The organism is Pedobacter alpinus (assembly GCF_042684645.1).
GTDB lineage: Bacteria > Bacteroidota > Bacteroidia > Sphingobacteriales > Sphingobacteriaceae > Pseudopedobacter > Pseudopedobacter alpinus.
Genome location: NZ_JBHULV010000052.1, coordinates 100,429 through 114,356, shown reverse-complemented (window position 1 = coordinate 114,356; position 13,928 = coordinate 100,429). Strand labels below are relative to the sequence as shown.

Sequence of the window (13,928 nt, the reverse complement as noted above, 5' to 3'; positions counted from 1 at the left end):
AATTATTAAAATATCAAGGTTTATAATCGGTAGTTAAATCATTAATTAAATTTAAAGAATTAACTAATTGTTCTTTTTCGTCTTCGCCCATATTGGCGTTTAAATAATCATTAAACTTTCTAACAACTACCCTTGCTAAATGTCTTTTTTCTTTTCCTAGCTCGGTTAAATAAAGTTTAACAGATCTTTTATCAGTTTTATGGCTTTCTCTGTAAATTAAACCATCTTTTTGTAGGTTATTTAACATTCTACTTAAACTAGTAGATTTTAAACCTAATAACGCTGCTACTTCAGAAACTGTGGTACCTTCAATTTCATCTATGTTAATTAACAAATAACCAACTGATTGTGTAATTCCAAACTCACCAGCTAACTGGTTGTAGCGGTTAGCAATATTCTGCCAAGTAACTTTTAAAAAATAATCAATGGTATCTTGATGTTTCATTTAATATATTTGGTTTATCAAAAATGGTTTTGAGCTGATAATAATTATACCGCAAACAATGGATGTTTGCAAATTTTATCCTTTTCTCAAATATAGCAATCTTTATTTTACTATGCAAGCATAACAAATTAAAGATTGAAATTATTTAATAATTTATTTTTTGGATTAATTATTGAGGGTATGCGAGTTTAACAATTTTTTGGATTATATAGCAAATACTTATATATTTTTTAATGATATTAATAGTTGATGATAAGGCAGAGAATATTTATTCTTTAAAAAGACTGCTTGAGTCAAAAGGTTTTAGTGTTGATAGTGCATTATCTGGAGAAGAAGCCTTAAAATTGGTGCTCAACAACAACTACGCATTAATTATATTAGATGTACAAATGCCTTTAATGGATGGTTTTGAAGTTGCTGAAACTTTAAACGGTTTTAACAAAACTAAAGGGATACCAATCATTTTTCTTTCTGCAGTTAATACTAACAATGAATTTATAAATAAAGGATACGAATCTGGCGGTATAGATTACGTTGTTAAACCATTTGATCCACAAATACTGTTGTTAAAAGTAAACACCTTTATAAAACTATATCAACAAACTAAAGAACTTCAAGACACACAACTTGCTTTAAAGAAAGAGATTGATGCTAGAAATAGAGTTCAGTTAGAACTAAAGGAACGTGTTGATGAATTACAGAACACACTTGAAGTTTTACCCCTAATAGCTTTCACTGCAAATGAGGAAGGTGAAATAGAATTTGTAAATCATAATTGGTATAACTATGCCATTAACGAAATGCAGTTTCCACAAACACATCCCGATGATGTAAATATTAGAGATGAATGGAAAAAAGCAATTGAAAAAGGTAAAAGTCTAGAGTTAGAGGTAAGAATTAAAGAACACAAACAACAACAATACAAATACCATCTTTTAAGAATTATACCCATTCTTGACCATAAAAAAGTTATTAAATGGATTGGAACTTTTACAGATATTGAAGATCAAAAACAAATAGAAAAGAAAAAAGATGAGTTTTTAAGTATCACCAGCCATGAGTTAAAAACCCCATTAACAAGTATAAAAGCCTACATACAATTACTTTCCAGATCTTTAAAAAATCACGAATCAGAGCAAATTAAAGGTTATATTGAAAAAGCTCAGTTACAAGTTGGTAAATTGAATGAATTAATTGCAGACCTTTTAGATATCTCTAAAATTGAAAATGGGGAGTTAAAACTCAATAAAAAAGAATTTGATTTAAAGCATTTAATAGATGCTGCAATTGAAACCATAACACAAACTAACGATGGTTTTTCTTTGCATATTGAAGGTAACGATGATTCTTTTAATATAGTTGCAGATGAAAACAGGATTGAACAAGTTTTACTAAACTACCTTACAAATGCAATTAAATACTCCCCAGATACAAAACATATTAATATTAGCAGAGAGATAAATGGCAATTTTGTAACCATAAAGGTAAGAGACGTTGGCATCGGAATTCCGATTGATAAGCAGGAAAGAGTTTTTTCTAAATTTTATAGAGTAGAAGAATCATCTCTTAAATTTCAAGGCTTAGGAATTGGTTTATATATCTGTTCAGAAATAATTAAAAAACATAATGGCACTTATGGTGTCAAAAGTAAATCAGGTTTTGGATCTGAATTTCATTTCACATTACCTATTAATTAAAATACTCAGCATAAATTATGGCAAATAATTTTTTACGAAATCTACAAATAGGGTTTGCAGTTTCTTTTTTTCTTTTAATAATAAGTTCTGCAGCTTCTTACATTTCTATTAAAGATTTATTGAATAACCAAAACAGGGTTAAACATACATTAGAAGTTTTAAACACCTTAGATGATATTCATTTAAATATAAAAGATAGGGTGATAGGCATAAGAGGAATTTTGTTAACAAAAGATAAAAAATTTGCAACTCCTTACTACAATAGTTTAAAAACTAAAGATTCACTTCTTAATCATTTAACTCAACTAGTTTATGACAATCCCAAACAGACTGCAAATAGTAAATCATTAAACAAAATATATTTTGATTATGATACACTTTTAACAAAAATTATAACATCAGTTGATAATGGAGAATCAGTTTCTACTCAAAAAATGGAAATGGCCAGGGAGCAAATGTTATTAATTGAAGAAGAGATTTTAAAAATGAAACTTCATGAGCGTAATTTGTTAGAAATAAGAACAAATGCTTCCAATAAATCTGCAGAGCTTACACCTTTACTATTAATTTTATCTGGAGTTATATCGCTTATCATTACCCTTGTTTTTTACTTTAGAATAAAAACTGATTTTACAGAACGTGAACTATTAAAAAATAAATTATTAGAAACAGAAAGAGCTACTGGAGAAAGTATTTTAAAAATTGCAGAAATTGCACAACAAATAGCACTAGGTAATTACAAAACCCGTATTGAAGAACATGATTTAGAATTGCTGAGTAAGCTAAGTGTTTCGTTAAACAATATGGCTGCCTCTTTAGAAACATCATTTAACAAGCTAAATGATAACGAATGGTTACAAAAAGGCTTAGCGGTTTTAAACGAAAGTTTAGTTGGAAATAAAACTGTTGATGTAATTTGTGCGGAAACCTTAAACCACATGGTTGAATATGGGCAATGTAGTAATGGTGCTATCTACTTATATGAAGACGGATTATTAAGATTAAAAAAATCTTACGGTGAAGAAGATTTTATGAAATCTTCATTTAAAACTGGAGAAGGTTTAGTTGGTCAGGTTTTTAACAGTAAAAATTTAAAATTAGTAAAAGACTTAGACAACTCATTTATAAGTACAGCAGCAAATGGTAAAATTCAATTAAAAAATTTATTGCTTTGCCCAATTTTGTTTGATAATACTGTTATTGGTGTTATAGAGTTAGGCTGTAATGATGCTTTTGCAGATATTGATATTATTTTACATAAAACCATTTCAGAAAACATAGGTGTGGCTTTAAGTAGTGCAAAATCTAGAAGATATATTCAAAATCTTTTAGAAGAAACACAAGCCCAAACAGAAGAATTGCAGGCACAACATAGCGAGCTTGAAAACTTAAACACGGAACTGGAGGCACAAACTCAAAAATTGCAAGCCTCAGAAGAAGAATTAAGAGTACAACAAGAAGAGCTTTTAGAAGCTAATAAAGAATTAGAAGAAAGATCAAGTCAGTTAGAAGAAAAAAATCAAGAAATAGTCGAAAGAAACCATGATATACAAAAAAAGGCAGAGGAGTTAGCTTTAAGCACCAAATACAAATCTGAGTTTTTAGCGAACATGTCTCACGAGTTACGCACTCCTTTAAATTCTATTTTATTACTATCACGTTTAACGGCTGATAATCCTGAAGGAAATTTAAACGAAGAGCAAATAGAGTCTGCAAAAGTGATACAAAGTTCTGGTAACGGTTTATTATCTTTAATTGATGAAATTTTAGACCTTTCCAAAATTGAATCTGGTAAAATGGATGTCCAAATTGAGCCCACGTCTATAAGCTCAATTATAACCGAGTTAAATAACTTATTCTCTTTGGTAGCCAAACAAAAAAACATAGACTTTAAAATAAATTTAAATACCGATTTACAATTTATTGATACTGATAATACACGCTTAGGCCAAATACTAAAAAATTTAATATCAAATGCCATTAAGTTTACTGACATTGGAGGCGTTACTTTAGATATTGATGATATTGACCAAAAAATAATTTTTAAAGTAACTGACACTGGTATTGGTATTGCAGAAAATAAACAAAAAATAATTTTTGAAGCTTTTCAACAAGCTGATGGTACCACAAGGCGAAAATTTGGGGGCACTGGCTTAGGTTTATCCATTAGTAGAGAGCTAGTAAAGCTCTTAAATGGAGAAATTACTGTACAAAGTAAACAAGGTGAAGGAAGCGTTTTTACAATATCTTTTCCTATATCAAAATCAGTATTTGTTGAAGAAGCAGAGATGATTTTAGTAGAATCTGAGCGATCGATATCACCAAACTTTAAAGAATACCAACCATTTATAACCGATATCATCCCCGAAGAAATTGACGATGATAGACAAAATATTAAAGAGGGTGATCAGGTTATTTTAATAGTGGAGGATGACACAGTTGTTGCTAAAGCTTTATTAAACTATGCCAAAAAAAGTAATTATAAAGGCGTAGTTATTGTTAGAGGAGATTTAGCTTTAGATGCTGCTTTACAATTTTCTCCAAGAGCCATTCTATTGGATATTCAATTACCAATTATGGATGGTTGGATGGTGATGGATCAGTTAAAAGCGCATCCAAAAACAAAACACATACCGGTGCATATCATGTCATCATTACAAGCCAAAAAAGAAAGTTTGTTAAGAGGAGCTGTTGATTTCATTAATAAACCTTTTGCCATATCGGATATGGGCAAAGTTTTCAAAAAAATTGAAGCCGCTTTAACTAAAGGCTCTAAAAAGGTTTTGATTATTGAGGAAAACAACAAACATGCAAATGCACTTTCCTATTTCTTAGAAGGTTTTAATATTTCTACTGAGATTAAAAACACCATTTCAGACAGTACCAAAGCACTAATAGAAAAAGACGTTGATTGTGTTATTTTAGACATGGGTGTTCCGTATGAAACGGCTTACGAAACATTAGATACCATTAGGCAAAAGCCAGGTTTAGAGAATTTACCAATTATTATTTTTACAGGTAAAAACATATCAAAAATAGAAGAGCTAAAAATTAAAAAATACGCAGACTCTATAATTGTAAAAACTGCTCACTCCTACCAAAGAGTATTAGATGAAGTTGGTTTGTTTTTACACCTTATTGATGAAAATAGCAGTGATAAAAAAGAAAAATCAACACTAAAGTTAGGCACCTTAACAGAAGTTATTACAGGCAAAACAGTGCTAATTGCAGATGATGATGTTAGAAATATCTTTTCCTTATCTAAAGCATTAGAAAAACACGGGATGAATGTAATTAGTGCCATTGATGGAAAACAAGCTTTAGATAGACTAAATGAAAACCCGCAAATAGATATTGTTTTGATGGACATTATGATGCCTGAAATGGATGGTTACGAGACAATTAGTGCAATTAGAGAAAATCCAGCATATAAAAAACTACCAATTTTTGCTGTAACTGCAAAAGCGATGATTGGAGACAGAGAAAAATGTATCAAAGTTGGTGCATCTGATTATATTTCTAAACCCGTAGATGTAGATCAGTTATTATCATTATTAAGAGTATGGCTTTACAAAGGCTAAATTTTCATGAATAAGAAGCAAATATTAATTATAGATGATGACTACAGAAACATTTTTGCATTAAAAATGGTTTTAAAGGCAAAAGGTTTTGTTTGCCAATCGGCATTAAGCTTTAAAGAAGCAGAAGAAATAATAGCTCTAAATAATACCATAAATTTAATTTTAATGGATATGATGATGCCCGAAATTGATGGTTATGAAGCCATTTCAATACTCAAAGGCAAAGGAGTAACAATCCCAATTTTAGCAATTACCGCACAAGCTATGACAGGCGATAGAGAAAAATGCTTAGCTGCAGGTGCAGATGGCTATGTATCAAAACCGGTTGATATTGACCAATTGATGTTGTATATTAACAAGTACCTTTAAAATGCTGGCTTTCAATTTAGTTAAAGATGAAGATTTGGATTTACTATTAAATGATGTTTCTGAGAAATATGGTTATGACTTTAGGGAATATAGTAAAGCATCTATTAAAAGAAGAGTTAACCGTTTATGCTCTTTAGATAAGTTTAGCAGTTTTGCAGAGTTAAGGTATAAGGTAATAAATGACCCAAGTTACTTAGGAAGATTAGTAGAAGAAATTACAGTTAATGTAACCGAAATGTTTAGAGATAAACACTTTTATGAATGCTTACGCAAAGAGATAATTCCTAAATTAGGCGTACATCCACATATAAAAATTTGGTTAGCAGGCTGTTCAACTGGCGAAGAAGCCTATTCTTTAGCTATTTTATTACATGAAGCTAATTTAGCTCATAAATCTATTATATACGCAACAGACATCAACCCTTCTGTATTAGAAACGGCAAAGAAAGGTATTTATCCTATCAGCCTTATGCGTGAATATTCTGAAAATTATATAAACAGTGGAGGTATTGCAAATTTCAGCAACTACTATTCTGCAAATTACGATCATGTAATGTTTGTAGATAAATTAAGAGATAAAATGATATTTGCAACTCATAACTTAGTTTCTGATGGGTCTTTTAATGAATTTCAATTGATACTTTGCAGAAACGTATTAATTTACTTTGATAAAAATTTACAAGAAAAGGTGTTTCATTTATTTGATAATAGTCTTGAAAAACTTGGTTATTTAGCATTAGGTTCTAAAGAAACCATCAAATTTTCTGATTTAAATAATAATTACATACAAGTGGGCAAAGAAAAGATATGGCGGAAAGTAAAATAATTAAACCCATAGAATTACTGGCAATTGGTGGCTCTGCTGGCTCATTTAAGATATTGCTTGATATTATCCCAAAATTAAAAACTCCTATAAATTTTATCATACTCATTGTTATACACAGAAAAAGCGGCGTAAGTTCTAACATTAGCGATGTTTTTAAAAACAAAACAAAAATTAAAGTATTAGAGTGTGAAGATAAAGAGCCAATGGTAGTTGGTAATATTTATTTTGCTCCTGCAGATTACCATTTGCTAATTGAGAAAGATGGCCTATTTTCTTTAGATTATTCTGAAAAAGTAAACTACTCTAGACCATCTATAGATGTTACTTTTGTAAATGCCGCAGATTTATATGGAAATAAATTAGCCGCCTTATTACTTTCAGGGGCGAATTCTGACGGTGCAGAAGGTTTATTTTATATTCATCAAAAAAATGGAACAACAATTGTACAAAGTCCTGATAGTTCTGAAATAGATACAATGCCCAAAGAAGCATTGAAACTTTTTGAACCTGATTACATAGCCAATGTGGCAGAAATTATTACCATAATCAACAATTTTAATCTTGAAAAAAACAGTACTCATTTTTGATGATGATGTAAATATTTTAGAATTATGTTCTATTATTTTAACAGAATGTGGTTACGAAGTAGCCACCTCAGAGACATCACATAATATTATAGAAAAAGTTATAGAAACAAATCCAGACGCAATTTTAATGGATAATTGGATTCCAGATATTGGAGGGATTGAAGCTACAAGAATTTTAAAAAAACATCCGGATTTTAAACATATTCCTGTTATTTATTTTTCGGCAAATAACGACATCAAGTCTTTGGCAGAAAAAGCTGGCGCCGATGTCCATTTAGCAAAACCTTTTGATCTAGAAGATTTAGAAAACTTAATAAAATCTCTATTGGAGAAATAATAACTATTAAAATCTCATTCATAAAAAAGGCTGTCGAAAATAATATTCAGACAGCCTTTCTTATTTTGGTATCATTAACTTATCAAGTTAACTACTTACTTAAATCTGTGAAGTGCTTATAAAACAATGGGATGGTTTCTATGCCTTTGTAATAATTAAATACATCGTATTTCTCATTTGGAGAGTGAAGATTATCACTATCTAAACCAAAACCCATTAATACCGTTTTAATTCCTAATTCTTGTTCAAATAAAGCTACAATAGGAATACTACCTCCTCCTCTAGTTGGTACTGGTTCTTTCCCAAAAGATTCTTCAATTGCTTTGTAAGCTGCTTTAAACGCAACAGAATCAACAGGTGTAACATAAGGAGTACCACCATGATGGGCTGTAACGCTAACCTTCACTGATTTTGGTGCAATACTTTCGAAATGATTTTTAAAAAGTTCAGAAATTTTTCTCCAATCTTGTCCTGGTACCAAACGCATAGATATTTTTGCATTTGCCTTAGCAGGAAGTACTGTTTTAGCTCCAGGACCAGTATAACCTCCCCAAATACCGTTCACTTCTAGGGTTGGTCTAATTCCAGTTCTTTCAATAGTTGAATAGCCAGTTTCTCCCCAAACATCATCAACAGATAAATCTTTTTTATAATATTCCAAATCAAACGGAGCATCATTTAAAGCCTTTCTCTCATCTTCAGAAAGCGTTAAAACATTTTCATAAAAACCTGGTATGGTTATGTGGTTATTTTCATCATGTAAAGAGGCAATCATTTGGCATAAAATAGTTGCCGGGTTTGCAACTGCACCGCCGTAAACACCAGAGTGTAAATCTCTATTTGGCCCTTGCACCTCAACTTCCATATAAGCTAAACCTCTTAAACCCGTTTCTAAAGAAGGGTTTTCCATGCTAATCATAGAAGTATCAGAAATTAAAACAACATCTGCTTTTAAGCGCTCTTTGTTATTTGCTACAAATAAACCAAGATTATCTGAACCTACTTCTTCCTCTCCTTCAATCATAAATTTGATATTACAAGGAAGAGTTTCGGTTTGCATCATCAGTTCAAATGCTTTTACATGCATGTAAAATTGACCTTTATCATCACAAGCACCACGGGCAAATATTTTCCCATCACGTAGGGTAGGTTCAAAAGGTGGGGTGTGCCATAATTCTAACGGATCTGGGGGTTGTACGTCGTAATGGCCATAAACTAATACAGTTGGTAATGAAGCATCAATAATTTTCTCACCGTACACTATCGGATAGCCATCGGTTGCGCAAACCTCTACCTGGTTTGCGCCAGCTTCTTTCAATTTCAGAGCAACAAACTCTGCTGTTTTAAGTACGTCACCTTTATATTTAGGGTCGGCACTAACAGAAGGGAATCTTAATAATTCAAATAATTCGTCGAGAAAACGCTGGCGGTTTTGCTCTACATAATTTTTTATCACTTGCATAAAATACGTGTTTATGCAAATATATCAATTTAAAACTGGGCTACTTTGTAAAAATTCATCTACAAATTGCAGGTAAAAAATGGCTTAGTCCCAAGTTGCTAAAGCATTGCTATTTGGTACTTCTACAGTTTCTGTAGCTACAGGTGTTGTTTTAACTTCTGGATTAGCTTTATTTAAAGTTGCCGCAGCCGCTACAGCTGATATCACTACAAATACTATAATTAATAACTTTTTCATGTTAATGCATTTTAATAATTAATCCCAAGTACTAACATTTGATTTATCTAAATTAGTTTCATCCTCGCTATCGCTAAGTTTTAAAACCTTTGTTTCTTTTGGTTGTACTTCGCTTTCTTTTTTACATGAGCTTGCACCTAAAGCACTAACTAACATGATAACAACTAATATCTTTTTCATTTTCTTGAAACTTTTAAGTGTGTGTAACAGTACAAATATGATAGTGAAATTAACTTAAACAAAACTTTTATGTATAAAAAAATAATATAATCTTTCAGTTAACTGTTTTTTTCTTTCTAATTAATATCATATTTTTATTTCATTCCCTAATTAATATTTTAAGATTTATGAATACATTTACCTATTTCTATGTTTTTTACTAAAATGAGGTGTTTGAATATTTTATTACTCTTTGCAACTTTATCAACAAGTAGCAAAGCATTCCAGAAAACCACGTTTAATTCTGAAACAGAACTTGATTCTAATAAAGTTATTGAACTGAATAAAAATGGATATTCAAATCGACTTACTTCTCCCGACCAATCTATCAATATTGGAAGAAAAGCAATTAGTATAGCGAAAAAGATAAACTATCAAAAAGGAATAGCTGAAGGTTATAGAGTTACAGGAATAGGATATTATTACACTAATAACAGTGACTCTGCTTTGAACAACTACCTCATTTCATTGAACATATTTAAAAAGATTAAAGATGAAATTGGTGAAGCCAAAGTATCTAGTAATATTGGTAATCTATGGGCAGAAATTGATTATGACAAATCCTTAGAGTATTTTAATCAAACTCTAGTAATCGCAAATAAACATTCAATTAAAGATTTAATCGCTGGAACATATTTAAATATTGGAAATGCATATTATAGAAAAAAAAATTATTCATTAGCATTGTCTAATTATACAAGAAGTAATTCACTATTTAAAAAAATAAATAACCCTATTGGGATAACACAAAGTCTTCAAAACATTGGAGTAATTTATTTTTACCTAAATAATTTTGATGTTGCAGAAAAAACACTGTTAGAAGCAAATAAAAAATCTAAAGAAAATGAATTAAATAACACAATAGCAACCATTAATTTAACGCTTTCAACTATCTACATAAATAAAAATAATTTTAAAAAAGCAGAACAATACATTAATGAAGGAATAGGTTTTGCTAAATTAGTTAATAACCAAAAGCTTATATACGATTACACTTATACTAATTATGAATTAGAAAGTAAAAGAAAAAATTATGAAAAAGCTTTAGAATACCTTAAAGAAATAAATGCCTTAGACAGTATAAACTATAAAAAAAACACAGCTTCCAACATCAACCTTATACAACAAACTTTAAAACAACAGCAAACTCAAAAAGAAAATGAGTTAACTATACAAGCGCAAATAAATGCTCAAAAATTAGCTTTCGCAATTGGCGCTGTAACTATAATGGCATTCTTAGTTATTTTTTTATTAATTAAAACAAATAAGCGTTCTAAAAAATCTAATTCAGAATTAACTGCCCTTAATAATGAAGTAATAAAACAAAAAAATAATGTTGATAGAATTAATCATCAATTAGAAGAAATAATTGGAGAAAGAACAAAGGATTTAATTATCAAAAACCAAAAACTATCAGAATATTCTTCTCATTTATCTCATCAAATACGTGGTCCTGTGGCTACACTTAAAGGTTTAATGATGTTAGTGGAAGATAAACTGGTAGATAGCAACGAGATTGCCCCACAAATAAAAAAATGTGTTGATGATATCGACTCAAAAATAATGACTATCAATGAAGATTTACACGACCCTACACGCAAAGGGTTAAGCTAATTATTAAATTATCAAAAAATTAAAATGAGGCGGACTTAAAATCTCCGCCTCATTTTTTTTACTTTTGCATTCTTAAAAAAACACAATTTGGATTATTTAGCAGGATTAAACTCGATACAAAGACAGGCAGTAGAACAAACCGAAGGGCCAGTAATGATAGTTGCAGGAGCTGGCTCTGGAAAAACCAGAGTAATAACCTACAGAGTAGCCCATTTAATACAGAAAAAAATTGATCCGTTTAATATTTTAGTTTTAACATTTACCAATAAAGCTGCAAAAGAAATGCGTAACCGTATTACTACGGTAATTGGTTCAGAAGCTAAAAATATTTGGATGGGTACTTTCCACTCTGTTTTTGCTAAAATTTTAAGGGTTGAAGCTAATAAAATAGGTTACCCAAATAACTTCACCATTTACGATACTGACGATAGTAAAAACCTAATTAAAACGATATTGAAAGAAATGAGTTTAGATGATAAACTCTACCACCATAACTATGTTTATGGTAGAATATCAATGGCTAAAAACAATTTAATTTCTGTTGCCGAGTATCAACAAAATGAACAAATACAGGCTGACGACTTTACATCTGGAAGAGGTTTTTTGGGTAAAATTTACGAAACTTATGCCAACCGTTGTTTTAAAGCTGGCGCAATGGATTTTGACGATTTATTGTTCAAAACAAATGTTTTACTTAAGGAACATATTGATGTTTTAAACAAATACCAGCAAAAGTTTAAATACTTAATGGTTGATGAGTACCAGGATACTAACTTTTCTCAATACCTAATTGTAAAAAAATTAGCAGCAGTTAGAGAGAATTTATGCGTAGTTGGAGACGATGCTCAAAGTATTTATGCTTTTAGGGGCGCAAATATCCAAAACATTCTCAACTTTCAAAAAGATTACCCCGATGTTAAAGTTTATAAGTTAGAGCAAAACTATCGATCAACACAAAATATTGTAAACATTGCAAACAGCATTATTGCAAACAATAAAAATCAGTTAGAAAAAAATGTTTTTTCTGAGAATGAAACTGGAGACAAAATTAAAGTAACACGATCTTTTTCTGATAATGAAGAAGGGAAACAAGTTGCAGAGTCTATTGCGCAAGAAAGAGCCGATAAAAATTTAAATTGGGTTGATTTTGCTATTCTTTACAGAACAAATGCACAATCACGCTCAATGGAAGAAGCCTTAAGAAAATTAGGTGTTCCTTACAAAATATATGGTGGGCAGTCATTTTATCAACGTAAAGAAATAAAAGATTTAATCGCGTACTTTAGGCTAACCTTTAACCCGGCAGATGAAGAAGCTTTTAAAAGGGTGATTAATTACCCAGCCAGAGGTATAGGTAAAACCACTTTAGATAAAATTATTTTAGCAGCAGATAAAGAGAATATGACACTATTCGATATTATTTGCGATGCACCAAATTATTTAGAAAACAGAGCAGCTTTGGCTGTTGCAGGATTTGCAACTGCTGTGCAAAGTTTTGCTGTGGTAGCAAAAAACAGTACTGCTTACGATACCGCTTTACATATTGCGCAACAATCTGGGTTATTAAAAGATTTATACGATGATAAATCTGTTGAGGGAGTAGGACGTTATGAAAATATTCAGGAATTACTAAACGGTATTAAAGAATTTTCTGAAAGAGAAGATATTGAAGACCGCGGCTTGGATGTATTTATGCAAGACATTGCTTTACTAACTAATGATGATAAAGACAAAGCCGAAAATGTAGATACCGTTTCATTAATGACCATTCACTCTTCTAAAGGTTTAGAATACCCACAAATTTACGTAGTTGGATTAGAAGAAAATCTTTTCCCATCGCAAATGGCGCTAAATTCTAGAGCAGATTTAGAAGAAGAGAGACGCCTATTTTATGTTGCAGTAACAAGAGCCGAGAAAAAATTACACTTAAGCTACGCTACTTCTCGCTTTAAATTTGGTACACTTATAAACTGCGAACCATCAAGGTTTTTAGACGAAATTGATCCGAGATTTTTAGAGATTGAAATTCCTAAAAAATCTATGTTAAGTACTGGTAATTTTGATGATGAACGTTCGCAATGGAAAAGTAAAACTAGCGATAGTAAACAAACCCAAGGAGATTTCTTCTCGAAACCCAAACCGGCAACCAAGCCACCTACTACAACTTCTATTTTAGCTAAAGCCCATGTTCCTAGCGAAGGTTTTGCACCAAGTGATACCTCTAAACTACAGGTGGGTCATGAGGTAGAACATGAAAGATTTGGTTACGGTAAAGTTTTAACTCTTGAGGGAAATAAACCTGATATTAAAGCAACTATTTTCTTCAAAGAAATTGGTCAAAAACAATTATTGTTAAAGTTTGCGAAGTTGAGAATTGTTTAATTAGTAAACAGTTAATTTACGAGATGGAGTTTATTAGCAATTGGTTTGTTAGTATTTGTTTTATGGCAAGATTAGTTTCTTTTGATTATCCATCTTTAAGCTTAATCACTACAAACTAATTAACTCAATTATTATTTTCAAAGCCAATTATTAATGAACGAATGAACTGTTC

12 protein-coding genes are annotated in these 13,928 nt (G+C 30.7%); 8 read left to right on the top strand and 4 right to left on the bottom strand.

Annotated elements, in window-relative coordinates:
- Nucleotides 1–13: 13 nt before the first annotated feature.
- Nucleotides 14–445: a MarR family winged helix-turn-helix transcriptional regulator gene (locus ACFSSE_RS16000; protein ID WP_379045983.1), complete on the bottom strand. Its 432-nt coding sequence runs from the start codon at nucleotides 443–445 to the stop codon at nucleotides 14–16.
- Between the two features lie 233 nt (nucleotides 446–678).
- On the opposite strand from ACFSSE_RS16000, the gene ACFSSE_RS15995 reads away from it, so the two are divergent.
- The 6 genes from ACFSSE_RS15995 to ACFSSE_RS15970 are packed head-to-tail and all read left to right on the top strand — an operon-like array spanning nucleotide 679 to nucleotide 7,842.
- The gene (locus ACFSSE_RS15995; RefSeq protein ID WP_379045980.1) at nucleotides 679–2,142 is read left to right on the top strand and encodes a hybrid sensor histidine kinase/response regulator; all 1,464 of its coding nucleotides are present in this window, start codon (nucleotides 679–681) and stop codon (nucleotides 2,140–2,142) included.
- A gap of 17 nt (nucleotides 2,143–2,159) precedes the next feature.
- Nucleotides 2,160–5,723 carry a response regulator gene (locus ACFSSE_RS15990; protein ID WP_379045978.1) on the top strand — a complete coding sequence of 1,188 codons (3,564 nt, stop codon included), beginning with the start codon at nucleotides 2,160–2,162 and terminating at the stop codon, nucleotides 5,721–5,723.
- Nucleotides 5,724–5,729: 6 nt separating this feature from the next.
- Nucleotides 5,730–6,092: a response regulator gene (locus tag ACFSSE_RS15985; protein WP_379045975.1), complete on the top strand. Its 363-nt coding sequence runs from the start codon at nucleotides 5,730–5,732 to the stop codon at nucleotides 6,090–6,092.
- A gap of 1 nt (nucleotide 6,093) precedes the next feature.
- Nucleotides 6,094–6,918, top strand: coding sequence for a CheR family methyltransferase (locus tag ACFSSE_RS15980; protein ID WP_379045972.1), 825 nt, complete (start codon nucleotides 6,094–6,096; stop codon nucleotides 6,916–6,918).
- Entirely contained in the window at nucleotides 6,900–7,505 is a 606-nt protein-coding gene (locus tag ACFSSE_RS15975; protein ID WP_379045969.1) for a chemotaxis protein CheB, read from the top strand. The genes ACFSSE_RS15980 and ACFSSE_RS15975 overlap by 19 nt, the downstream gene beginning before the upstream one ends.
- Nucleotides 7,480–7,842: a response regulator gene (locus ACFSSE_RS15970; protein ID WP_379045966.1), complete on the top strand. Its 363-nt coding sequence runs from the start codon at nucleotides 7,480–7,482 to the stop codon at nucleotides 7,840–7,842. Before ACFSSE_RS15975 ends, ACFSSE_RS15970 begins: the two co-directional genes overlap by 26 nt.
- Nucleotides 7,843–7,933: 91 nt before the next feature.
- On the opposite strand, the gene ACFSSE_RS15965 is transcribed toward ACFSSE_RS15970, so the two are convergent.
- The 3 genes from ACFSSE_RS15965 to ACFSSE_RS15955 form a co-directional block, all read right to left on the bottom strand.
- A complete protein-coding gene (locus ACFSSE_RS15965; RefSeq protein ID WP_379045963.1) occupies nucleotides 7,934–9,304 on the bottom strand; it encodes a dipeptidase in 1,371 nt (456 codons plus the stop codon).
- Nucleotides 9,305–9,388: 84 nt separating this feature from the next.
- A complete protein-coding gene (locus ACFSSE_RS15960; RefSeq protein WP_379045960.1) occupies nucleotides 9,389–9,541 on the bottom strand; it encodes a hypothetical protein in 153 nt (50 codons plus the stop codon).
- A gap of 18 nt (nucleotides 9,542–9,559) precedes the next feature.
- Nucleotides 9,560–9,721: a hypothetical protein gene (locus tag ACFSSE_RS15955; protein WP_379101024.1), complete on the bottom strand. Its 162-nt coding sequence runs from the start codon at nucleotides 9,719–9,721 to the stop codon at nucleotides 9,560–9,562.
- A 213-nt stretch (nucleotides 9,722–9,934) separates the two neighbouring features.
- Between ACFSSE_RS15955 and ACFSSE_RS15950 the strand changes: the two genes are divergently transcribed.
- Together ACFSSE_RS15950 and ACFSSE_RS15945 are read left to right on the top strand one after the other, a co-directional pair.
- A complete protein-coding gene (locus tag ACFSSE_RS15950) occupies nucleotides 9,935–11,374 on the top strand; it encodes a tetratricopeptide repeat protein (RefSeq protein ID WP_379041349.1) in 1,440 nt (479 codons plus the stop codon).
- 87 nt (nucleotides 11,375–11,461) lie between these two features.
- Entirely contained in the window at nucleotides 11,462–13,756 is a 2,295-nt protein-coding gene (locus tag ACFSSE_RS15945; RefSeq protein WP_379041348.1) for an ATP-dependent helicase, read from the top strand.
- Nucleotides 13,757–13,928: the final 172 nt, after the last annotated feature.

What these genes read in the sequence shown, in the direction of transcription:
- ACFSSE_RS15990 (WP_379045978.1), top strand. Translation starts at nt 2,160, where the DNA reads ATGGCAAATAATTTTTTACGAAATCTACAAATAGGGTTTGCAGTTTCT.
- ACFSSE_RS15985 (WP_379045975.1), top strand. Translation starts at nt 5,730, where the DNA reads ATGAATAAGAAGCAAATATTAATTATAGATGATGACTACAGAAACATT.
- ACFSSE_RS15965 (WP_379045963.1), bottom strand. Translation starts at nt 9,304, where the DNA reads ATGCAAGTGATAAAAAATTATGTAGAGCAAAACCGCCAGCGTTTTCTC.
- ACFSSE_RS15980 (WP_379045972.1), top strand. Translation starts at nt 6,094, where the DNA reads ATGCTGGCTTTCAATTTAGTTAAAGATGAAGATTTGGATTTACTATTA.
- ACFSSE_RS16000 (WP_379045983.1), bottom strand. Translation starts at nt 445, where the DNA reads ATGAAACATCAAGATACCATTGATTATTTTTTAAAAGTTACTTGGCAG.
- ACFSSE_RS15960 (WP_379045960.1), bottom strand. Translation starts at nt 9,541, where the DNA reads ATGAAAAAGTTATTAATTATAGTATTTGTAGTGATATCAGCTGTAGCG.
- ACFSSE_RS15995 (WP_379045980.1), top strand. Translation starts at nt 679, where the DNA reads ATGATATTAATAGTTGATGATAAGGCAGAGAATATTTATTCTTTAAAA.
- ACFSSE_RS15975 (WP_379045969.1), top strand. Translation starts at nt 6,900, where the DNA reads ATGGCGGAAAGTAAAATAATTAAACCCATAGAATTACTGGCAATTGGT.
- ACFSSE_RS15955 (WP_379101024.1), bottom strand. Translation starts at nt 9,721, where the DNA reads ATGAAAAAGATATTAGTTGTTATCATGTTAGTTAGTGCTTTAGGTGCA.